Source organism: Cyanobacterium sp. T60_A2020_053 (assembly GCA_015272165.1).
Taxonomy (GTDB): Bacteria; Cyanobacteriota; Cyanobacteriia; order Cyanobacteriales; family Cyanobacteriaceae; genus Cyanobacterium.
Genome location: JACYMF010000086.1, coordinates 60,909 through 84,026 on the forward strand (window position 1 = coordinate 60,909; position 23,118 = coordinate 84,026).

Below are 23,118 nucleotides of genomic sequence, written 5' to 3' on the forward strand. Positions count from 1 at the left end.
CTAATGCTAAGATTTAGGTTGTGTTTTAATAAATCTAAATCCGTAAAAATGAGCAACTTTAAAAAAATAACTTCCCTTAGTTTTTTGATTGGTGCAAGTTTGGTTCTCTTACCTACTCAGCAATCTTTGGCGGCGAGACTTGACGTTGTGTCCATCACCACAGGTCCATTTACGGATAATGCTGATAGCAGGAAGCCCAAATATTCATGATGGTTTTGGTATTGCCGCCATTACCAATTTAGGTACGGGTATCAATGATCCCTTAACTTGGGAATTTGGTGAATTAGTTGTAGTAAGTGGTACAACTTGGGGTAATACTAATTTAAGAAATTCCTCTCAAACTCCTGCCGGTGCGGCTAATAATCCTTACACCGTTCTTAATAATAGCAACGGTAATTTTGCTAGAACGGCAACGCCTAACAATCAAAATTTTGGTGCTGTGTTGATTACTCTTGATGAGTTAGTTGCTCTTAATACCACAATTTTTGGTTATGCTCTGTTTGGCTTTGATGTGGTAGCAGACGGTAGTGGAAATCTAGTTACTGATTGGACGAATGCTACGGCTTATCCCACTGGCACTCAAGCTAGTGGACAAAATAATCAAGGTGGTATTGATTTAGTTGCCCTTAATGCAGGGATTGCCAGAAATAATTCTACTGAAGAAATTCCTGAAAATAGATCAGCTTTGCCCATTCTTGCTTTTGGTTTATTTGGTTTGACAGCAAAGGTGTTTTCAAATAAAGGGAAAAAAAATTAACTTTTTTTAAGTACATTGTCAACAACATTAAAACAACAACTGAGGAAGGAATTTTTGGGGCGGAGGGCGCACTCCACCCCTGAACAATGGCAAAAAAAAAGCCAACAAATTAGAAATAATTTACGCAATTTTCCTTTACTACAACAAGCAAAAACTGTCTTAACGTACCTTAGTTTCAAACAAGAACCGGATTTATCACCCCTATATGATGAAATTAAGACAAATTGGGGTATTCCTCGCTGTGCAGGAAAAAATCTCACTTGGCATCATTGGGGGCAACCGTTACATCAAGGCAAATATGGTATTTTAGAGCCTCGTCAAGATACCCCACAAATTAACTCTACGGAAGTTGACTTGATCCTCATTCCAGCCTTGGCTTGTGATTCTTGGGGCTATCGTTTAGGTTATGGTGGTGGATATTATGACCGCCTTTTAAGCGCCCCTGAGTGGCAAAATATTACCACTGTGGGCATTATTTTCCATGATGCTTATGTGGATGAACTTCCCCATGATTCGTGGGATATACCCTTACATTATATTATTACCGATAAGGATGAGATAAAAATACCTTGCGTAACAGATTAATGAGGGTATGCTGAATAAATCAAAACTCTTGTTATGTCAAGTTCGGATAATTAGTTACAAATAGATTATATCTTCGTAATTTACCCACTACATTCCCTCACCAAAATACTTTTTCAGCAAACCCTAATTATTAGCTTTTAACAGACGTAAACGAGTGGAAAGACTACGAATAATTTCGAGGGCAAAAAGAGGAGTTTCTTGAACTAAAAATAAAAATCTCTCCCTATTCAATTCAGCAATTTGACAAGGCATTTTTGCCACCGCCGTAGAATAGCGAAGATGGTCTATTTGTACCAGCGCCCCTTCCCCAAAAACATCATGTTTAGTGATAGTTTCTACCACTTTACCATCTCGATGAAGTTCCACTTCTCCATCCATTAGAGCATACATAGAAGCGCCCTTCTCCCCTTCCTTAAAAATGACTTCTCCTTGCGCTACTTCACGGGTTGGCACATGGTTAAAAAATAGATCAATTACGTCACTGGCTTCTAACATCATCATTTTTCCTGATTATTTGGACATCAATCACACTTTATTATGTCAGCATTAGCTCATTTAAACGTTAAGAAAAGTTTAACTTTAAGGGAGGTTTCAGGTAGCAGGTTTCAGGTTTAAAACCTTTCCCTCAATAGACTCTTGTACAAGAAAAAGAAAAAGATCAATAAACATAAGTTTCTTGTCAATTCTTTAACCTAACACCGCGACACCCGACACCTGACACCTAAAACCAACAATTAACCCTATTTTTGCGTAAAATCAGTTAATTTAGTTCTTGCTTTAGTAACCAAAAACCTTCAAAAGATTCCGATTCGGGGGAAGATTGAATAGCTAAAAAATGCACTCCCCCAGCGCCCTTCTTCGCCGTTTCAAAACCTAAACCTTCGGCTAAAGTAGCTTTATCCGTAAGATTCGCCAAAATCCAACTATCACTAACACCAGTTTCCAGACAAATACGGGGAAATTGCCCTTCCTCAAGACGTAAATAACCTAACTCTAATCCTGACATCCAAGCGGATAAAGGCAAGGCGCGCTGGGAAAAAATAATTAAACCGGGTATTTTTGCATCATTCTTCACTCCTGCCAAACTGAGAGGAAACGCCTCCCCGAAAGCGATATTCCATTGCTGCATATCTTGAAAATCAGCGCCCGTCAAACTTACCAGCGCCCATCGGTCTAATTTATCGCCGCGCACCGCATCAGGTAAACTGATGGGATTACCTTGAGGATACTGCACAGAAGTAACGGTGGAGGGCGCTTGATAACCTTCCTGTTGGGGATAAAAGTTGATTTCTCTCTCTCTCAACCAATCATTAAGCGCATAAGTATGACGAGAAGGAAACACCGAAATATTAGCATCATCACAGGCTTTGATGATCATATTATTCATTTGACGGCGAAAAAAACGAATCTTACTGGGAGTTTCCCCAGCTTTTTCTACCGCGCGGGTGAGGGCGCTACCCAAGGTAATGGAATTTACCTCACTATTAGAGCAAAATTCATAGTAACGAAACAGGGAATCAGGGTCAGAATCAATAGTAGTCGGACTTTCGCAGATTAAAATTTCCCAACGCTTCTTATTATTTTCATCAAAAATCGGACGAGAATAAAAATCTAACTCCCAAATTTTTCCCATGTCATCGAATATGCTATAAAAACTTCATTATTTTTTGCCAAGCTCATACTACCACAGTGAGGGCAAATTGATAATGGACAATGGATAATGGACAATTAATAATTGATAATTAATTCTTCACCTACCCATTATTAGTAATATCAAAATCTTAGTTCAATTTATTGAACGAGATACCACTAGCCGTGTAATTCATTACACGGTGGGTAAAGTGCGAAGTTATAATCTTTTGGCGGCTGAAAATTAATTGTATATTTCAATTAATGAAAAAAAGCCTGTTTCAAATCTTCTACAATCACATCAGGCACTAAATGATCGATTTTGCCACCAAATTTAGCAATCTCCTTTACCACACTACTACTTACAAAACTATGAGCAGTATTAGTCGCTAAAAAAACCGTCTCAATTTCAGCGCCCAAAGTTTTATTGATGTGCGCCATCTGTAACTCCTGCTCAAAATCCGATAACACTCGCAAACCGCGCAATAAAACCCCCCCTTGACGTAACCTCGCAAACTCCACTGTTAAGCCAGAAAAACTGTCCACATCTACATTGGAAATGTCCGCCGTACATCTTTTAATTTGTTCTAACCTCTTTTCTACGGAAAATAAAGGCTTTTTGTTAGGATTTTTTAAAACTGCCACAATCACTCGCTCAAACAAAATACTACCTCTTTGGATCAAATCAAGATGTCCAAAAGTGATGGGGTCAAAGCTACCCGGATAAATAGCAATCATAGTCTATTAAGGTGATCAATTCCTACTCAATCTACCACAAAAAGGAAATGTTATAATACCCTAAAAAAGGGCGAACGATGGGACTCGAACCCACGAATGGCGGAACCACAATCCACTGCCTTAACCACTTGGCTACGCTCGCCTTGCTATTAAAAAAGTATAACATAAAATAACTCCCATCGTCTAGGTTAAGCCTAATTTTTTTTATGAATCCCCATTCTCATTCCAAACCTTTACCCCTTTCCTTATTTGCCGTTATAGGTAGTTCTTTAGTATTACTTTTGGGGGGAGTTTTAGCTTTTACCAACCCCAATAATAAAAAATATGAAACCTTTGCCACAGAGCAATTAAGCGTCTATGCTAAAGAAAATCTTTGTCAAGCTACGGAAGGAAATCTCGAACAAGCTATCAAAAGCCAAGTTTGTCATATGATGGTAGAAACGGGTAAAGGACAAATTCCCAGAGTAATTAGGGAAACCACCACTAGAAAAAATTATTTTCTTCTTAGTCTTTATGATACTAATCTCTATCTCTATAAATTTAGAACCGTTGGGGTGTTAAATAATTTTTATGTCATTAGCGCGGATCAAGTTTATGATCAAAATTAATTGTTAGTTTTATGACTAGATACAAACATGGAAGAAACCAATACACTAGATCAACAAGCCCAACAATCAGAATACACTAGAACTCCTCCTTGGGGTACTGTGACTCTCCTTGAGGAAAGTACCTATTATCGTATTAATCGTATTACTGTTAAGCCGGGGCATCACATTAGCACCCAAATGCACTACCACCGTAGTGAACATTGGGTTGTAGTTGCTGGTACTGCAAAAGTAATCTTTAATGGAGAGGAAAGATTATTGTTGCCGAAGCAGTCAACCTATGTGCCGATGAATATTCGTCATCGGGTGGAAAATCCGGGGGTGATTCCTTTGGTGATGATTGAAATTCAAAATGGTCAATATCTAGGTGATGATGATATTATTCGTTTTGATGATGGTGAGGAATAAACTATTTTTTTTATGTCTCGCAAAGGCGCAAAGGCACAAAGGTTTTTTGATAGTTTTACATGAGGTTTAAATTTTTCGATAAATTTTGGCTAAAAGGTTAATATCTATTTTCAAGTAATACCCTAAAATCATTAATTGATTAATTAATGTAGTTTTAAAAATTCCTAGTTTTTTCCAGCGCCTGTCAGAGGTAATCACAGCGCCCTCCGCCATTTTAATAATACCTTTTTTCTGTAATCTTTTAACTAGGTCAAAGTCTTCCATAATGGGCATATTTTTAAACATTCCTATGTCTTGAAAGGTTTGTTTTTTTAAAAATATGCCTTGATCTCCATAGGGTAAAGATAAGTATTGAGAACGTATCTGCACTAAAAAAGAAATAAATTTAAGCAAGTTATTTTGATTATTAATATTTAATTTAAAAGCTCCTGCTATTACTTTATTTGTGTCTAATGTTGTGATAATTTCTTGGTCAAAATTAGTTGGTAAAATGCTATCACCATGCAAAAATAATAAAATATCACCTTGGGCTTTTTCTGCTCCTAAGTTCATTTGTAAGGCTCGATTTTTAACATCACATTGTAAAATTGTCAAGGCTTTTGATTGAATTAAATTCACTGTATTATCACTACTACCACCATCAACAAAAATATATTCTATAGAGTCTTTTTTGCTGAATTTATCTAAATTTTGTGATAAAAATTTTTCTTCATTTAATACAGGAATAATTACACTAATTTTATGGGTGAAAGAATTTGACACAGGGATATTAACCCCATTGTTATCCTTTTGCGTTGTCTTGTTGTGTAATGGTTTATTTTCCGTTGCCATGAATAATTGAGGATGGTTATATAATATAAAGAAAACAGTCAAAATAAATAGTTTTATGTCAGCAACTCTGTTAATTTCCGAAAAAATACCAAATTTATCATATCAACCACATCCAGAAAGATTTGATCTATCTTGGCAAAAACCTTTGTCTATTTTACTCGGTATTGGTAGGGCTTCGGGCGCTGATTTTGTGGAGTTTTTTCTTGAAAAAAGTAACTATATCAGTTGTTTGGCAGAAGATGATACCATCACCAGTATTACACCTCGATTGGCGACGGGCGCTGGGGTAAGGGTATTTCGAGGTAAAGCAGACTGCTATGTCAGCACTAATGATTTAACTTTTAATGGTTTGAAACAAGCGCTAGAAAAAGCCCTTTCTATTTTAGGCTTAAATATCCCTCAAGGTTCGTCTTATATTCCTGAAATCAATTTAGAGATGTTTCGAGATTATGCCACCATCAAAAATAAAGATCAATGGTTGCAACACTGTAGTAATATGTCTGAAATGGGAGAAATTTTACTCTCAGCAAATCATAGCCTCGCTCAAAAAGCTAATCACATTCAATCTCGCCGAGGTGTTTATTTTCGGGATTGGCAAGAGGTGATGGTAGCCTCTAGTGATGGCACTTTTGCCAGAGATATTCGCTTAACTCAATCCGTTGGTTATAATTTGTTGTGCGCTGATGGACAAAATCGCTCATCTATCGGTAAAAGAGACGGTAACACCAGTAATCCTAACTTTTTGCGTCAATGGGATTATGAAAATGTGGCGGAAGAAATTGCGGAGTCGGCAGGAAAAATGCTTTATGCTGACTATGTGGAATCGGGGCAATATCCCATTATTATGGCTAATCAGTTTGGGGGGGTAATTTTCCACGAAGCCTGTGGGCATTTATTGGAAACTACTCAAATTGAAAGAAAAAGCACTCCTTTTATGGATAAAAAGGGCGAAAAGATTGCCCACGAAAATTTAACGGCATGGGATGAGGGTATTTCAGAAGAAGCCTTTGGTAGTATTGATATGGATGATGAGGGAATGCCCACCCAGCGCACGTTACTCATCGAGAATGGCATTTTAAAAAATTTCATTGCCGATCGCGCTGGTTCAATCCGTACGGGGCATCCGCGCACGGGTAGTGGTAGAAGACAAGGTTATAGTTATGCGGCTGCTTCTCGGATGCGTAATACTTATATTGCACCGGGAAATTACACCGTAGAGCAATTATTTGATTCTGTGGAAAAAGGGATTTATTGTAAGAAAATGGGTGGCGGTAGTGTGGGCCCCACGGGAGAGTTTAACTTTGGGGTAGATGAGGCGTATTTGATTGAAAATGGCAAAATTACTAAGCCGTTGAAGGGCGCTACTTTGATTGGAGAGGCTAAGGAAATTATGCAAAAAATTTCGATGTCGTCTCAAGATTTAGCTTTGGCGGCTGGTTTTTGTGGTTCGGTTAGTGGTAGTCTTTATGTTACTGTGGGGCAACCTCATATTAAAGTTGATTCTATCACCGTCGGGGGAAGATAAGTTTATGGTTGAGGGCGCTGGTTTTTAAGTAATAAGCAAAAATTAATAAGTAAGAGGTTTTGGGGTGTGGTGAAGGGCGCTGTTTCCAGAGAGAGTGACGATGAGTGACAATTTTCGAGCTAAATTAAGAAAAGCAAAAAATCAAGGGGTTAATTCTTTAAAAAAGTTTTTAAATTTACCTTCTCAGTCTAAGCTGTATGGTCCATCAGGGTTGGCAACAAATTGGCTAGACTATAATGGGTATAGTCAATCAGATGTGGCTTGGCAACAAGTCTATCCCACAATTAAGTGTCACTGGAATCCGCAAAAAACCACGAATTGGGGGCGCTATACCTACAATTTCACCAAAAATTTAAAACCAGAAATTCCTCCCACCGGAGTTGTAATAATTCCTAATGGTCAAGTGATGGATATACAAGGTTATACTTTCACAAAGGATGACCAGTTTTTGGTAGATGTTTCTTATTGGCGACATCGATTAGGCTATGCTAATTTGCCCAAGGAAAAATATCCCACGGAAAAAATTAAGGGTACTTGTTTATCTTTAATGACAAATGCTTCCAGTAATTATTGTCATTTTTTGTTAGATTCTTTACCAAGGCTACATCTTTTTTATCAAGCTGGATATACTCTTGATGATGTGGATTATATTTTGTTACATCAACCCATATCCCCTAACGCTTGGTCTATTTTTAGGCAACTAGGCATTAATGAGAGTAAGTGTCAATGGGCTAAAAAAAATACTACCTTTCAAGCTGATACTTTAATTGCTACTACTCACCCCAGTTTGAATTTACATCATCCTCGTTGGTTAGTAGATTTTATGACCAAAAAAATTGATTTAAAGCCTTGCCAACCTCAACGGCGTTTGTATATTCCACGCCCTACGGGAAGACGAAAAGTTGCTAATGAAGATGAATTGCTATCCATTTTAACTGAGTATGGCTTTGAAATATTTAAACCTGAAGAAGAAGTTAATCAACCGCAAGTATTTCATGAAGCATCAATTATTGTAGCTTCTCATGGTGCTGCGTTGAGTAATTTAGTATTTTGTCAACCGGGTACAAAGGTATTAGAATTAATGTCAAATGGGCATCTCAGGGAATATTTTTTCACTCTTTGTCAAGTAGCTGGATTGGAGCATCATTATATTATTGGTAAAACTACTCAACCGATTAGCTATGTCGGGGGACTATGCTTTCATGATTTTATTATTAATCCTACTTTCTTAACAAAGGCTTTATACTTTTTAACAAAGTAATTTAGAGCTTCATAAATAAAAAAAGGTAATGGACAGTGGGTATTAATCAAAGTTTTGCTATCTAAGAGTGGTGGATGTTTTTGGAGAATGAGACAAGAGATTTACTAAATCTTAGATTTTCTATATAAACGGATATAAAATGACATAAAAGGACAAATAAATAAAAAGTTTGTGAAAGTATTCGATTTCGGTTTCAGAAAAGTAATATTTGATGTACGATAAAGGGAGATTTTGGTTGCCCCTTTTGGGGAAGTACCTTACAAAAATAGGATAGTAATACTATTAACGCTTCCGTGGGTGAAGCAGTCTGTTAAATCAGATAACATAAGTGTCTTAAAAATATTTTTTAAGGCTTTGAGGGATACCTCCTTTTGAGTATTTTACTCAAATGCTATTGCAGTTTATTACGGTATATGCCGTTTTATTCTGCATAAACGTATCAGGAATATATGATATATTAAGCATTAAATCAGCGCCCTCCCCCGTAGCCAAAGAGATAAAAGGGGAGAAAAAAAGCTAAAATATAAGAAAAAATATAGATAGTTCTATGCCACAAATTGAAACAAGAACCGAACCAATGGTTCTCAATATGGGCCCTCACCATCCCTCCATGCACGGCGTATTAAGGTTAATTTTAACCCTAGACGGTGAAGACGTAGTGGATTGCGAGCCCGTGATTGGTTACTTACATCGAGGAATGGAAAAGATTGCCGAAAATCGCACCAACGTCATGTATGTGCCTTACGTCAGTCGCTGGGATTACGCCGCCGGGATGTTTAACGAAGCCATTACCGTTAATGCGCCCGAAAAACTAGCGGATATTGAAGTACCAAAACGCGCCCAATATATTAGGGTGATTATGTTGGAGTTAAACCGCATCGCTAATCATTTACTATGGCTTGGCCCATTTTTGGCGGATGTGGGCGCTCAAACTCCCTTCTTTTATATTTTCCGTGAACGGGAAATGATTTATGATTTATGGGAGTCTGCGTCTGGAATGCGTTTAATTAATAACAATTATTTTCGCATCGGTGGCGTTGCCGTTGATTTACCCTACGGTTGGGTGGATAAATGCGAAGATTTTTGCGATTATTTTTTACCCAAAGTTGACGAATACGAAAAACTCATCACCAATAACCCCATTTTCCGCAAACGGGTGGAAGGTGTCGGCACAATCACCAAAGATCAAGCCATCAACTGGAGCTTATCCGGTCCCATGTTGCGCAGTTGCGGAGTAAAATGGGATTTGCGTAAGGTGGATCATTATGAATGTTATGATGATTTCGATTGGGATGTGCAATGGGAAACCGCTGGAGATTGTTTCGCCCGTTATGTCATTCGGGTTAGAGAAATGCGTGAGTCGGTGAAAATTATTCGTCAGGCTCTTAAAGGCTTACCCGGTGGACCTTACGAAAATCTCGAAGCCAAGCGCATGGCTGAGGGTAAAAAATCAGAATGGAATGATTTTCAATATCAATATATCGCTAAAAAAGTAGCGCCCACCTTTAAAATTCCCTCTGGAGAGCATTATGTGCGTCTCGAAAGCGGTAAAGGGGAGTTGGGAATTTTTATTGTCGGTAATGATGATGTTTTTCCTTGGCGTTGGAAAATCCGCGCCCCTGATTTTAATAATTTACAGATTCTACCTCATCTTCTTAAAGGAGTTAAAGTTGCTGACGTAATGGCAATTCTCGGTAGTATTGATGTCATTATGGGGTCTGTGGATCGTTAATTATTTTTAATTTTATCTCTTTGATGCGTCCTTTGCTACGGTGGAGGGCGCTGTTTTTTTATTTTTTTAGAGCAAAGAGATAATTTGACTAAGATAAAGATATTAAGTAAAAATTGATCAAAGATTAATGAGACTAAAAAAAAATCTTTTTAGCAAATATCACGAAAATTTAAAACTAGGACAAAAATTAACTTTTATTCTGCTTTCTATTTTCGTTATGGGAAGTATCCTCTGTGGCTTGGTGTTATCGAACTATCTTAATTATACCAGTCAAAGAGAGATTACTTTTCAAGCTAAAATCTTGATGAATACCATGAACTCAGTCAGGAATTATACCAGTTTACAAATACAACCCCAGTTAGATGACCGTTTGGATCAAATTTTTTTACCCCAAACAGTACCAGCTTATTCTGCCACGGAAGTTTTTAATCAATTTCGTGCCAGTCCTGAGTTTGGACAATTTTACTATAAAGAAGCGACCTTAAATCCAACTAATCCTAGAGATCAAGCCGATGATTTTGAGACTCAAATTATTGAACAGTTTAAACAATCAAATAACTTAAAATTTTTACAGGGATTTCGCCAAACATCAAACGGTGAGACAGTATTCTACAGCGCCCGTCCCCTCAGAGTCAATAGTAGTAGTTGTTTAGAATGCCACTCTGACCCCAGTATTGCCCCCCTCAGCATGATCCGTAAATATGGACAAGAGGGAGGATTTGGCTGGTATTTAGACAAAATTGTGGGGGCGCAGGTACTCTCAGCTCCAGCTAGTACAGTGATTGAGGGCGCCCGTCAATCATTTTTTTGGATCATGTTAATTGTAGTTGGTATTTTCGGCTTGGTATTATTCACCGTTAACTATTGGTTAAGAAAAAACGTAATTAGTCCCATGTACCAACAAATATTCTAACTCCCCTAAATTATCTGTGGATTGATTCTCTAACAGATAATCTTGATTCTATTGCAAGTAGTGTTGCCATAGAAATTGTCATGGCTTTACTGAGAGGATTAGCCAAAATGCCTTATCCTAATCTTTTCGGTAAATTTAGTGGCGAAGGGCGCACGGTTAATTAATAATTGATAATATATGATCAAAGAATAGGAGAATATTATCATTGGCTAGAATAAGACTGCGTCAACACGTTAACCCATTAAGTATTCAATACCAGCGCCCTTCACCGTTACCAGATTGGGCAGATATTTACCAAGATTTATCTTTACCTTTATATATTGATATTGGTTGCGCTAGAGGGCATTTTATTGCTCAAATGGCACAAATTGAAACGCAAATAAATTTTCTCGGTATTGAAATTCGGCGCGCGCTGGTGACAGAAGCAAATCAATGGCGCGATGACAATAATTTAACTAATTTACATTATTTATTTGCCAATCTTAACCATGACTTAAAAGACTTATTACAGTCATTACCCTGTGAAAAAATAAAAATGATTATGGTACAATTTCCCGATCCTTGGTTTAAGAAAAAACATCAAAAAAGAAGAGTAATTCAACCAGAAATTATCGATATTTTTGCTCAATATTTACCTAATGAATGTCAAATTTTCTTGCAATCAGACATCAAAGAAGTAGCAGAAGAAATGGCACAACGTTTTTTATCACATCCTCGCTTTTCTCCCCAACATCCTGATATTTGGTTAAAACAAAGTCCTTTTGCTGTTAAAACCGAGAGAGAAATCGCCACCGAAAATAAACATCAACCCGTTTATCGCACTTTAATTAGAGTGCGCTGAAAAAGTATTTCGGTGAGGGGAGGTATTAGGCTTCAGGTGTCAGGTTTCAGGTGAAATACTTATAAATTAAAGACTTTAGCCAAATATTTATTTTTTAGAAATTACTCATTTGTATCAATAATTTTTGATTCGGATGGAAAAAATAGAGTATTTTTAAAGAAAAAAGTCAATTTATGACACTTTTTGTTATGTAGAATAGACTTGAAGCCTTTATTTAACAAGGGTTTTGATTTATTCAGCAGACCCTAATCAACCCTTGATGCATTATGAATTACAATTTCCCGCTTTCTCTGCTTCCTCTGCTTCCTCCGCCTCCTCTGCTTCCCTTTCCCCCTTGCGTTTAAAAGTATAAAGAAAAAATAATTATTTACATCGCAAAGGTTAACCGAAAGTTTATACTAAGTGGGTACATTGATAATAAATTCTTATTTTTAGCCTAGATTTAATCAATAAAACGGCTGAAAATTGATCCCAATGCCCTTAAAATCTAGTTTAGATAACGATTTCATGGTTAACCATGACACTTTTTACTCAAAATCATTGCAAAATTAATTATGGCTGAAATTCCTTTTTCCCTCGATCAATTACGGATTTTAAAAGCAATCGCTGAGGAAGGTAGCTTCAAGCGTGCCGCCGATAGTTTATATGTGTCTCAACCTGCCATTAGTTTACAAATTCAAAACCTTGAAAAACAATTAACCGTGCCTTTATTTGATCGAGGGGGAAGGAAAGCACAACTAACAGAAGCAGGAAACCTTTTACTTGCCTATGGTGAAAAAATTATTACCCTCTGTCAAGAAACCTGTCGGGCTATTGAAGACTTGCAAAACCTTCAGGGTGGGACTCTTATTGTCGGCGCATCTCAAACTACGGGAACATATTTACTACCCAGAATGATTGGTTTATTTCACCAAAAATATCCCTATGTATCGGTACAATTACAAGTACATTCTACCAGAAGGACATCTTGGGCAGTAGCCAATGGACAAGTTGACTTGGCAATTATTGGCGGTGAAGTGCCATCTGAGTTAAAAGAAGTTTTGGAGATAATTCCTTATGCTGAGGATGAATTGGCATTAATTATTCCCCCCAATCATCCTTTGGCACAACAGGAAACCATTGCTAAGGAAGATTTGTACCACTTGAATTATATTACCCTTGACTCTCAATCTACCATCCGTAAGGTGATCGATCAAGTGTTAACGAGGGGTAATATTAGAACGAATGATTTAAAAGTAGAAATGGAATTAAATTCCATTGAAGCCATCAAAAATGCTGTTTTATCTGGTTTAGGGGCTTCTTTCGTCTCGGTGACTGCCATTGAAAAAGAGTTAAAAATGGGAGTTTTGCATCGTGCCACCATTGATGGTGTAGAAATCAGGCGCACTCTATCGGTTATTGTCAATTCTAACCGTTATCGCTCGAAGGCCGCAGAGGCTTTCATTAAGGAAATTTTACCACAGTTTTCTACTGAGAATTATAGTCAATCTTTAGACCGTTTATCTCAAGAAAATAATACTTTTTTAGATACGCAGGTAGAAATTTCTGAAAGTTAAGGTTTTTCCGTAGTCTAACGGATGGCAATGATCCCCATATTTTGGATAATGATAGTTAGTAGGTATAAATGAATAATGAACTATTATCGATAGTTCAAGTCTGAAACCTTTTGCCTACTTTTACTAATTTTTCAGTAATTCTTATTCAGTAGTAATTTTTGATTATTAAGGATAATATTTTCTTAAAATTTTTTAGTTGTTGCTAATTGTATCCGTAAAAATATTAGGTAAACATAATGACTATGTATGATCAGAATATGGGAGATTTGGTTAAAAATGCCATGTTTCAATGGGGGGATAGTATTCCTCCTAAAGTGATGGTAGTTGATGATCAACCCTATAGCCTGTTACACGCTGTGGATTTATTAATCTATCAGGGTTGTGAAGTGGTAGAATGTGATAATAGTTTAAATGTATTAAGTTTAGCGTTAGAACATGATCCAGATGTGATTTTGATGGATATATTTATGCCGGAAAGAGATGGTTTAACGTTAGTGCAGGAGATCAAAAAAGATAGTCATGTTAATAATATTCCCATTATATTGATGACAGTAACGGAAGAACCGATGCTGTGGCGAAAGGCGCACTCCGCCGGAGTAGTGGATATTCTGTTGAAGCCTTTAGATGAAAGTGTTTTAGGGAATCGGTTACTGGCGCTAACTCAACAAAAAAGGTTAAATGAGCGTCTCTGGCAAACTCAGAGAATGTTATTTAATGTTGCCCAAGCGGTGGATAAACGTAATCAGCAAGAGGAAGAGAAGAAGGTTAGTTTAACCGAAATAATGACTAACTTTGCGCAATTTTTACAATTAGGCAGTTGTCAAATTGAAGATTTGATTTTTGCTAGTTATCTCCATGATATTGGTATGGTGCAGATTCCTGATCATATTTTGTTAAAAAGTGAGCCTTTGACTGCTGGAGAAAAGGAGTTAATAAATCAACACGTTTTAATCGGCGAGAAAATTTGTCAGCCGTTATATCAGCGCCCTTCCATCATGCAAATTATTCGCCATCATCATGAAAAGTGGGATGGTAGTGGTTATCCTGATCATTTGCGAGGTGATACTATTCCTTTTTTAACGCAAGTTTTCCAAATTGTCGATATTTATTATGCTTTAATTACTCCAAAATCCTACAAACCTGCTTATTCTGCGGGGAGGGCGCTGGATATTTTGTTAGACGAAGTAAGAAAAGGATGGCGTAATCCTGATTTAGTGAATCAATTTATCAATTTTTTGGGCTTTGAAACACAGTTAAGTGATTAAATAAAATCTGGTGAATAAATCAAAACCCTTGTAATATCAAGTTCGGATAATCCGTTATAAATAGATGGTATCTTCGCAATTTCCCCACCGTGTAATGAATTACACGGAACCAATAGTATCCCGTTCAATAAATTGAACTAAGATTATGTTGAATTGATTTATAAGTGATCGCGCAGCGGCAGCCTTCGGCTGATCAAACGGACTTAATATAATTAATGCAACCCTTAAATATGACTCAAAATATTTGGCTATTAAGACATGGTAATCGCCATGATTTTGTTCACCCAGAGTGGTTTAAAAGCGCCCCTAAACGTTACGATCCACCCTTGTCTGAGGATGGTATGATACAGGTGCAAAGCCTTGCTAATAAGTGGCAAAACGCCGATATTAAACATATTTTTGCTTCGCCCTTTTTGCGCACCATTCAAACGGCGCACCCCATCGCTGACAAGTTACACCTCAAAATAAAACTAGAAGCTGGTTTAGGGGAATGGCATAACCCGGATTGGATGACTGAAGCCCCAGAAATTCATAGCCGAGAGGAGTTAGAAAAAAAATATCCCCTCATCGATTGGGGTTACGCTAGCCAAATTGTGCCACAATATCCCGAAAATGAAAGCGCCCTCCACACACGCCTAGCGCACCTCGCCCTATTTCTCACCCAACGGTATGAGACTAATTTATTATTAGTTGCCCATAGTCACACAGTGGCAGGAATAGCTAACGCTTTATTACCTACTCCTCAAAAATTTACGATTCCTGTGGGTAGTTATCTTCACCTACAACAACAAGAAAGGCGGTGGGCGCTGGTTTAATTAGGCTTTGCTGAAAGTGTCTCGCCTCGATATGCGAAGGGGAAGCAAAGGAAGAAGAGGAAGCAGATGAGATAATTAGAGTCTGCTGAATAAATCAAAACTCTTGTCAAATAAAGGTTTAAAGTCTATTCTACATAACAAAAAGTGTCATAAATTGACTTTTTTCTCTAAAAATACTCTATTTTTTCCATCCCAATCAAAAATTATTGATACAAATGAGTAATTTCTAAAAAATAAATATTTGGCTAAAGTCTTTAATTTATAAGTATTTCACCTGAAACCTGACACCTGAAGCCTAATACCTCCCCTCACGACTCCACTTTTTCAGCACCACCTAATTAATAGTCTTTCATTATCAATTATCCATTGTCTAATCACATCCTAAACTATCCCTAGTATCAGCGCCCGTCACCGTATTGATACCAGATGCCCTTTCGCACATCAAAGCCACCTGATAACGATCAATTACAGCGCCCGTAAAATCAGCCCCGGTAATATCAGTATCATAAAAACGGGAACGAATAGCAATAGCATCTACAAAAATAGCATCAGTGAGATCAGAAAAATCAAAAGTCACTCGATCAATTAAAGCGCCCGTCAAATTAACCCCATGTAAATCTGCATGAAATAAAACCCCCTCCGTCATAATGGCATTAGTTAAATCAGAATGACGAAAAGAAACATCCCTCATGCTAGAAGCAGCAAAAACTGAGCCTACTAAATCACGATCGGAAAAATCCTGACCATCCAACTCCCCATAGGTTATATTAACAGGAGTTTGAGCCATAGCAGGGGTGGCAGTGGCAATGATCATTAAAATTGCTAAAATAAACGAAATAATGACTTTTTTCAACATAAAATAGGACGAGATAAGACATAGATCATTTGTAGCATATTTATCAACACTTAAAAATTTCATTATCTACTTCTAACAAGGGGTTAAAACCCCTTATCTATATGTAACTCCCACAAAGATTTATCACCATAACAATGCAAAAACCTTTAACTTGGCAAGAATTAAGCGCCCTTCACCCCGATTTTAACCCCGATTTAGTTAACGGTGATACCAACTCTCAGGCGCACCTCAGACTATTCGGACATCAAGAACATGAAATACAAGTAATCTTATATAGAGATAATCATGCTTGGTGTCCCTATTGTCAAAAAATTTGGTTATGGTTAGAAGAAAAGAGAATCCCTTACCGTATCGAAAAAGTGACCATGTTTTGTTATGGTCAAAAAGAAGATTGGTATAAACGAAAAGTGCCTTCGGGGATGTTACCAGCAGTGGAATTAAAAGGTAAATTAATCACCGAAAGTGATGATATTATTATCGCTCTTGAGCAAGAATTTGGGGTATTATATCGAGGAATGTTAGACCCAGAAGTTATACCCCTAAGACGTTTAGAACGTTTATTATTTCGAGCGTGGTGTAATTGGTTATGTCGTCAAGCGCGCATCCCCTTCCAAGAAAAAAATCATCAAGAGCAATTCCGAGAAGTTGCCTTAATGGTAGAATCTGCCTTAGACTCCTCTCCTTCCCCTTATTTTCTGTCCGAATTTAGTACGGCTGACCTAGTTTTTATTCCCTATGTGGAAAGAATGAACGCTAGTTTATACTACTATAAAGGTTATTCCCTCACCGCAGAACACCCCAAGATTGAGCAATGGTTTCGGGCGCTGGAAACGCGCGCTACCTATCGAGGCACTCAAAGCGATTTTCACACCCATGCCCACGACTTACCCCCTCAAATGGGCGGATGTTGGGAAAATGGCACTGCTCAAGCTAAGAAAAATCAGCAACAAGTGGATCAAGGTTCATGGTTTGACATACCAGACGTTTACTATCCAGCGCCCGACAACGCCCGTCAAGAAGCTCTGTATCGAGTCATCAAACATAAAGATAATATCATCAAAGTTAATCCAGCTAATCCTCAAGTGATGGATTTAGCCCTGCGTAGCGCTTTAACTTATATGATGACTGGGGAGATGTATCAACCGATGGAGGGCGCTGATGAGGCTCTGAGATACCTGAGAGATCGAATTAACGTACCCCGTGATATGTCCATTCACGCTAGTAAATATCTGCGTACTGCTTTAGAAGATACAGCTAGTTTGGTGGGCGCTGGGCAAGGAAAACCCATTCCGTTTAATCATAGACGAGATCAAGACCCTTTAAATTTTCGTGAGCATAATTGATCACTTATAAATTAATTAAAAATAATCTTAGTTCAATTTATTGAACGGAATACTGTTGGTTCCGTGTAATTCATTACACGGTGGGTAAAGTGCGAAGATATAATCTATTTGTAACTAATTATCCGAACTTGATGTAATTCATTATACGGTGGGTAAATTACTTATTCATCAATTGAAAATTGAGGCTCAATTCGTCACTGTAGAAAAGTTACAAAACCTAATCCCATTTTAATTTAGCGCGATCTTTCCCCTCTTCACGGCGAATCTTACTATCGGCTTCCATCCAAGCGATAATTTGCTCACCACTTAAACTACTTACCTCCACTTGTAAATCTTCAGCAATTAACGATAGTAAACGTAAAGAAGAAATAGTTAAACGAGTTAAAAACTTTTCTTGGCTAGTGAGGAGGGCGCCCTCCACCGCCATAGATTCATCTCGACTTAGAAACTGCTCATTATTCATCATGTTTAAATAATTTTGCTAATAATATCCTCTAACTCAATCTGAGTTAAATCAGTAATAATAAAAACTTCCTGCACACTTTTACCCTGACGGGCAATCAACTTAAACCCCCCCCTAATCGGCACAGATACCTTTAATTTCATTTTGGGAATATGACTACGAGAGCGACTTAAAACCGCCGGGGTAATGGTACGGATGCCCTCATAAACCACCAATTTTTCTAAAATAGCAATCAAACCATCCAAATGGGTAGAATGATTCCAGACGATTCGACCAGAAGGGGTTTGACTCATGATGCCTCCAAGGGCGCCATAGTTAAACCTTCCCTTCTTAACTGTTGATGATATAACTCAGCCTGTTCCAAAGGACCAGCCCACACCAGCGCCCTCCCCTCAAAATGTACCTGATTAGTCAATTCCCAAGCAAGAGTTTCCGTCATATTAGGAATGTAGGTTAATAAACAGTTAGCAACGTGCTGAAAAGTATTAAAATCATCATCTAAAACAATGACCTTAAAATTAGGGTAAGATTTGCGTACAGTCTCACTTGAGCGAGAAGGGATAGTGATAGTTGTTCCTAAAACGGTTAAACTCATAAAAGGTTTTATGGAAACTATGACGATTTTTTTACATTAACGATTGTATCATACCACTAATAGACATGAACCTCCCCCCCTTCCTCTTCCTAAGCAGGGCGTTTTCAAAGTCAGGGTAAAATTGCATTTTTTTTAGTCGCTTTAGCAGACTGTTGCTATGAGCCTTGTCAATTTATTGCAAGGCAGATCATTCATTGGTCAAAACCTTTATCCCACAATGAAATAAATTTCTGCTAACAGCTCAACTCTACTAAAGTGAGTTAAATTTTTCTAAAAAATCAAGTTTTTAACTATTATTTGATTAATTAGTAGTTAAAAACCTCTGAATTTCAGACTATTAGATAGTTTGAGAAATTAACAATTTTGAGAATGAAAAAACTCTGGAGCTAGGGGGGGTGAGGGCAAACCATTTTGAAACAGCCTTGATATAACAAGGGGTTTAAACCCCTTGCCTTACAAACAATTTATAGGACAATTAAACGACAACCAGAAGCGGTAGGAGGTTGATCGATTTCTCCATAAAGAATATCAATCCAATCCTCATCACTAGGATAATTTTTCGCTCTAAGCACAAATACCCAATATTGCTCAATGCCCAACTCATGACGCAGGGAAGTGCGAACTTGTCCCTTTAAGTCATAAATGAGATTTTGAGCTTTATTTTCGTTATCTAATAAAGAAACGCCCACTCGGATATTTTCTCCGGCTTCATTCTCTAAACGAATTACCGCATCAATACCGAGAATCTCCCACAGAGTAGCCAAATCATCCAAATCCTGACGTTGAGACATGGCCCAATCTAACTTTTTCGGCAAATACTCTGATACTAGCGCCCGTAACCGTTGCGGTGTGAACTCTTTACTGCTCAAATCAAGAACACCTAAACGGTGAGCAGTAGCTTTAAACTTAACTCTTAATACAAACATAGTTTTCTCCTTTTAATCAGAATGAACACAATAATCCTTAGAGATTATTATTTTTTGACATAACTATCCTTATCGGATAGATATTTATTCTGATTTTGTATAGATATGGAAAAAACTATTGAAGTTTTAACTCTGAAAAGACTTAACAAGTAAGTTTGGTTTTTACTAAAATTAATCTGAAAACTAATATAACGAAAAAGAAAAAAAAAGTCAAGTTATTTGCGCTTAACCCAACGCATCAGCGCCCGCGCCAGTAAACGGGGATTATGACGAATAATATGAGTATCAAGGTCTTCACTCATCACATTACTGATCACAATACGGCGCCCCAGATTAATGACTTCCTGCCGATCCAAAAACACAGGGTGGGAATATTCATCAGCATACTTCCGCAATGCTAGGGGAGAAGGAGGGCGCCCTTGCACCAACACCCCATCAAATAATTTAGCACCACACACCTCATCAATGGCACGAATATGATCCGCCACCGTATAATTATCAGTTTCCCCCGGTTGAGTCATAATATTACAAACATAAATTTTCGGAGCTTTACTGCTCAAGATAGCTTGACGAATTTCCGGCACCAACAGATTAGGAATAACACTGGTATAGAGACTACCCGGACCCATGACAATAAATTCTGCCTGACGAATCGCCTCCAACACCGAAGGCAACGCTTGAGGAGAGGAAGGCTTACAACCAAACTCAATGATTTTTCCGCCTCTTTCCGCAATACTTGATTCCCCCTCCACTAATACTCCATCTGCAAATTTTGCCCACAAAGTAACATTATCAAGGGTTGCAGGTAAAACTCGCCCCTTAATAGCTAAAACCTGAGAACTAGCATGGATTCCCGTTTCTGGGTCTTTGGTAATATCACTCATGGCAGTTAAAAATAAATTACCAAAACTATGACCTTTCAACCCTTCCCCAGAATTAAAACGATATTGGAACAACTCTGTTAATAATTTTTCCTCATTAGCCAAGGCTGCAATACAGTTACGAATATCGCCGGGGGGGAGGGCGCCTAACTCTCGCCGTAATACCCCCGAAGAGCCACCATCATCAGCCACTGTCACCACAGCAGTAATGTTAGAACTATATTCCTTTAAGCCTCGTAACATAGTAGATAAACCTGTACCACCCCCAAGAGCAACAATTTTAATGCCCCGATTAAGACGATGATGATCCCATAATACATCCACTAACTGTTGTTGGCTATCCAACTGAAAAGCGTCTTGAATAGAGCTAAAGGTACGATGTTGCCCCCAATATAACAAAAATAAACCCAACGTAATTGCCACCGGACCAGTAACGTAATTAGGCACAGTAGAAGTAAATTTATTTAAAAAATCAATCACCAACTCAATTAAACGATTAATGGGGGTTAATTTAACCCAGATAGCAAAACCTAAAACCGTTAGCAATACCCCCAACAGGCTAGTAATTAGCCAACGTTTAACGAATATACCGGGGGATACCCATTTATACAAATTACTAACGGATTTATTTTTATGACCCATAATGACTTCCAGATAAATTAGCTTTAGCAGTGATTGATTAATGATTTTGCTTGTGAATTGCCCCACCAGACTGACTTAATCATAATTGTGAGTTAGAATAACAGAATGATAAAACTGTAATTTTAGTTAAAAAATAAATGAATTCAGTCCATTAAAAAAATATCAAGTAATTAGCCCAAAATGACGAAAAAAGTTTAAGATTTTATTGTTATCATCTCTTTAGCAATTTTATATTAAAATATCCGGTGTCTAAGATAAATAATAGCTATTCTGAAAAACAAAAGCGACTATTAATCGTTAATCAGTTTTTCCCTCCTGATTTTGCAGCTACAGGACAGTTAATCGAAGATTTAGCTCTAAAACTAAGCGATAAAAATTTATTTGTTAAAGTTTTTAGTGGGCAACCCGGCTATGCTTTTGACACAAAAGATGCCCCAAGGGATGAAAAAGTTGGTGATTTATATGTCCAAAGAACTAGAGCGTCTCAAATGGTTAAGGGTAAAGCCATTAATGGGCTTTTATTTTGTGTGCGAGTAATGCTTCATCTCTTTCGTCATCATCGCCAACAAGATTTAATCCTATTAACTACAGCGCCCTCCTTCCTGCCTTGGGTCGGTTATTTTTCTTACCTATTTTTTCGCTTAAAATATATTTGCCTAATCTATGACTTATATCCCAACGTTATTACCGTATTAGGAGTATTACCAGAAAATCACATCATCGTCAGAATGTGGCACTGGTTAAATCGTAAAACTTGGTTAAATGCCAATGCTATCATTGTTTTATCAAGCTCCATGAAAGAGCGTATCGTAGAGGTTTGCCCTGAAGTTAAAGAAAAAATTACCGTTATTCATAATTGGGCAGATGGTAGAGTAATTGTACCGAGAGTAAAACAAGATAACTGGTTTGCAAAAGAGAATGGCTTGGTTGATAAATTTACCATCCTTTACTCCGGCAACATGGGGCGCTGTCATGATATGAAAACCATTATTGATGCCGCCTATCATTTACAAGACCATCAAGATAAATTTCAATTTGTATTTATTGGTAGCGGAGCACAACAAGAAAAAATTGCCGAAGAAGCAAAAAAACTTAGTTTGGATAATTTTTCTTTTTTACCCTACCAAAAAAAAGAGCATCTTCCTTATTCTCTCACTGCTTGTGATATTTCTCTTATTTCCATGGCAGAAGGTATGGCAGGAGTCGTCGCACCTAGTAAATTATATTCCACTTTAGCCGCTGGTAATGCCGTGGGGGTAGTGTGTCCCAAAGGTTCATTTCTGAATCACTTAATCGAAGATGCAGGGTGTGGTCAAAGTTTCGTTAATGGAGATAGTAAAGGGTTAGCCAATTTCTTCTGGCAACTTTATCAAAACCCTGATTTGTCAGCAAAAATGGGCAAAGCTAGTCGAGACTATTTCCTCAACCACTTTACGACTGAAATTGCAGTCAATAACTATTTTCAAGTAATTATTAGGACAATGGATAATTGATAATGAATAATTAGGGTTTGGTGATTTGTGATCGAAGTTATATCATTGTCGGAAAATTACACCTGAAACCTGCAACCTGATACCTGTCACCTATCCCCATCAAAAAACTTTTTCAGCAAATCTAAAATATCAATCGTGTAAAGAAATGTAAAGAAGTAGCCCTGAAAAATTAACATGATGTAACGCAAAAAAGAGATTTACTAAATCTTAGATTTTCTATATAAACGGATCTAAAATGACATAAAAGGACAAATAAATAAAAAGTTTGTGAAAGTATTCGATTTCGGTTTCAGAAAAGTAATATTTGATGTACGATAAAGGGAGATTTTGGTTGCCCCTTTTGGGGAAGTACCTTACAAAAATAGGATAGTAATACTATTAACGCTTCCGTGGGTGAAGCAGTCTGTTAAATCAGATAACATAAGTGTCTTAAAAATATTTTTTAAGGCTTTGAGGGA

General features: G+C 37.5%; 24 protein-coding genes and 1 tRNA gene. 14 read left to right on the plus strand and 11 right to left on the minus strand.

Annotated elements, in window-relative coordinates; translation table 11 throughout:
- The first annotated feature begins 178 nt into the window (after positions 1-178).
- Entirely contained in the window at positions 179-757 is a 579-nt protein-coding gene (locus IGQ45_11890) for a hypothetical protein (protein ID MBF2057887.1), read from the plus strand.
- 15 nt (positions 758-772) lie between these two features.
- A complete protein-coding gene (locus IGQ45_11895; GenBank protein MBF2057888.1) occupies positions 773-1,342 on the plus strand; it encodes a 5-formyltetrahydrofolate cyclo-ligase in 570 nt (189 codons plus the stop codon).
- Between the two features lie 123 nt (positions 1,343-1,465).
- On the opposite strand, the gene IGQ45_11900 is transcribed toward IGQ45_11895, so the two are convergent.
- The 4 genes from IGQ45_11900 to IGQ45_11915 all read right to left on the minus strand — a co-directional run bounded on the left by IGQ45_11900 (position 1,466) and on the right by IGQ45_11915 (position 3,851).
- Positions 1,466-1,837: a cyclic nucleotide-binding domain-containing protein gene (locus IGQ45_11900; protein ID MBF2057889.1), complete on the minus strand. Its 372-nt coding sequence runs from the start codon at positions 1,835-1,837 to the stop codon at positions 1,466-1,468.
- Between the two features lie 265 nt (positions 1,838-2,102).
- On the minus strand, positions 2,103-2,975 hold the full coding sequence (locus tag IGQ45_11905; protein MBF2057890.1) for a Tab2/Atab2 family RNA-binding protein: 873 nt from the start codon (positions 2,973-2,975) through the stop codon (positions 2,103-2,105).
- A 257-nt stretch (positions 2,976-3,232) separates the two neighbouring features.
- Positions 3,233-3,709: a pantetheine-phosphate adenylyltransferase gene (coaD, locus tag IGQ45_11910; GenBank protein MBF2057891.1), complete on the minus strand. Its 477-nt coding sequence runs from the start codon at positions 3,707-3,709 to the stop codon at positions 3,233-3,235.
- A gap of 69 nt (positions 3,710-3,778) precedes the next feature.
- A tRNA-His gene (locus IGQ45_11915) sits at positions 3,779-3,851 on the minus strand.
- Between the two features lie 64 nt (positions 3,852-3,915).
- Between IGQ45_11915 and IGQ45_11920 the strand changes: the two genes are divergently transcribed.
- Both IGQ45_11920 and IGQ45_11925 read left to right on the plus strand, forming a co-directional pair.
- Positions 3,916-4,317 (plus strand): DUF4359 domain-containing protein, encoded by a 402-nt coding sequence (locus IGQ45_11920; GenBank protein ID MBF2057892.1) that lies wholly within the window; start codon positions 3,916-3,918, stop codon positions 4,315-4,317.
- A gap of 27 nt (positions 4,318-4,344) precedes the next feature.
- Positions 4,345-4,722 carry a phosphomannose isomerase type II C-terminal cupin domain gene (locus IGQ45_11925; GenBank protein MBF2057893.1) on the plus strand — a complete coding sequence of 126 codons (378 nt, stop codon included), beginning with the start codon at positions 4,345-4,347 and terminating at the stop codon, positions 4,720-4,722.
- Between the two features lie 66 nt (positions 4,723-4,788).
- Here the strand turns inward: IGQ45_11925 and IGQ45_11930 are convergent, their stop codons facing one another.
- A complete protein-coding gene (locus tag IGQ45_11930; GenBank protein ID MBF2057894.1) occupies positions 4,789-5,553 on the minus strand; it encodes a TIGR04283 family arsenosugar biosynthesis glycosyltransferase in 765 nt (254 codons plus the stop codon).
- Between the two features lie 55 nt (positions 5,554-5,608).
- Here IGQ45_11930 and IGQ45_11935 point away from each other — a divergent pair, with 55 nt between their 5' ends.
- From IGQ45_11935 to IGQ45_11970, 8 genes are all read left to right on the plus strand, one after another.
- On the plus strand, positions 5,609-7,078 hold the full coding sequence (locus IGQ45_11935) for a TldD/PmbA family protein (GenBank protein ID MBF2057895.1): 1,470 nt from the start codon (positions 5,609-5,611) through the stop codon (positions 7,076-7,078).
- A 100-nt stretch (positions 7,079-7,178) separates the two neighbouring features.
- Positions 7,179-8,339: a glycosyltransferase family 61 protein gene (locus IGQ45_11940; protein ID MBF2057896.1), complete on the plus strand. Its 1,161-nt coding sequence runs from the start codon at positions 7,179-7,181 to the stop codon at positions 8,337-8,339.
- Positions 8,340-8,886: 547 nt separating this feature from the next.
- Positions 8,887-10,071 carry an NAD(P)H-quinone oxidoreductase subunit H gene (locus IGQ45_11945; GenBank protein ID MBF2057897.1) on the plus strand — a complete coding sequence of 395 codons (1,185 nt, stop codon included), beginning with the start codon at positions 8,887-8,889 and terminating at the stop codon, positions 10,069-10,071.
- A 127-nt stretch (positions 10,072-10,198) separates the two neighbouring features.
- A complete protein-coding gene (locus IGQ45_11950; protein ID MBF2057898.1) occupies positions 10,199-10,984 on the plus strand; it encodes a DUF3365 domain-containing protein in 786 nt (261 codons plus the stop codon).
- Positions 10,985-11,189: 205 nt separating this feature from the next.
- A complete protein-coding gene (trmB, locus tag IGQ45_11955) occupies positions 11,190-11,825 on the plus strand; it encodes a tRNA (guanosine(46)-N7)-methyltransferase TrmB (protein MBF2057899.1) in 636 nt (211 codons plus the stop codon).
- A gap of 554 nt (positions 11,826-12,379) precedes the next feature.
- Entirely contained in the window at positions 12,380-13,381 is a 1,002-nt protein-coding gene (locus IGQ45_11960) for a LysR family transcriptional regulator (protein ID MBF2057900.1), read from the plus strand.
- A gap of 242 nt (positions 13,382-13,623) precedes the next feature.
- Complete coding sequence (locus IGQ45_11965) at positions 13,624-14,646, plus strand: response regulator (protein MBF2057901.1); 1,023 nt, start codon at positions 13,624-13,626, stop codon at positions 14,644-14,646.
- Between the two features lie 215 nt (positions 14,647-14,861).
- Positions 14,862-15,461 (plus strand): histidine phosphatase family protein, encoded by a 600-nt coding sequence (locus tag IGQ45_11970; GenBank protein ID MBF2057902.1) that lies wholly within the window; start codon positions 14,862-14,864, stop codon positions 15,459-15,461.
- A 370-nt stretch (positions 15,462-15,831) separates the two neighbouring features.
- Here the strand turns inward: IGQ45_11970 and IGQ45_11975 are convergent, their stop codons facing one another.
- Positions 15,832-16,317: a pentapeptide repeat-containing protein gene (locus IGQ45_11975; protein MBF2057903.1), complete on the minus strand. Its 486-nt coding sequence runs from the start codon at positions 16,315-16,317 to the stop codon at positions 15,832-15,834.
- A 134-nt stretch (positions 16,318-16,451) separates the two neighbouring features.
- On the opposite strand from IGQ45_11975, the gene IGQ45_11980 reads away from it, so the two are divergent.
- The gene (locus IGQ45_11980; protein ID MBF2057904.1) at positions 16,452-17,660 is read left to right on the plus strand and encodes a glutathione S-transferase family protein; all 1,209 of its coding nucleotides are present in this window, start codon (positions 16,452-16,454) and stop codon (positions 17,658-17,660) included.
- A 217-nt stretch (positions 17,661-17,877) separates the two neighbouring features.
- Here the strand turns inward: IGQ45_11980 and IGQ45_11985 are convergent, their stop codons facing one another.
- The 5 genes from IGQ45_11985 to IGQ45_12005 all read right to left on the minus strand — a co-directional run bounded on the left by IGQ45_11985 (position 17,878) and on the right by IGQ45_12005 (position 21,167).
- Entirely contained in the window at positions 17,878-18,126 is a 249-nt protein-coding gene (locus tag IGQ45_11985; protein ID MBF2057905.1) for a hypothetical protein, read from the minus strand.
- 2 nt (positions 18,127-18,128) lie between these two features.
- On the minus strand, positions 18,129-18,416 hold the full coding sequence (locus IGQ45_11990) for a metal-binding protein (GenBank protein ID MBF2057906.1): 288 nt from the start codon (positions 18,414-18,416) through the stop codon (positions 18,129-18,131).
- Positions 18,413-18,718, minus strand: coding sequence for an ATP-dependent Clp protease adapter ClpS (gene clpS, locus IGQ45_11995; GenBank protein MBF2057907.1), 306 nt, complete (start codon positions 18,716-18,718; stop codon positions 18,413-18,415). Before clpS ends, IGQ45_11990 begins: the two co-directional genes overlap by 4 nt.
- A gap of 464 nt (positions 18,719-19,182) precedes the next feature.
- Positions 19,183-19,644, minus strand: a complete 462-nt coding sequence (locus IGQ45_12000; protein MBF2057908.1) for a hypothetical protein — start codon at positions 19,642-19,644, stop codon at positions 19,183-19,185.
- Positions 19,645-19,859: 215 nt separating this feature from the next.
- Entirely contained in the window at positions 19,860-21,167 is a 1,308-nt protein-coding gene (locus tag IGQ45_12005) for a YvcK family protein (protein ID MBF2057909.1), read from the minus strand.
- A 245-nt stretch (positions 21,168-21,412) separates the two neighbouring features.
- Here IGQ45_12005 and IGQ45_12010 point away from each other — a divergent pair, with 245 nt between their 5' ends.
- Complete coding sequence (locus IGQ45_12010) at positions 21,413-22,660, plus strand: glycosyltransferase family 4 protein (protein MBF2057910.1); 1,248 nt, start codon at positions 21,413-21,415, stop codon at positions 22,658-22,660.
- Positions 22,661-23,118 lie beyond the last annotated feature (458 nt).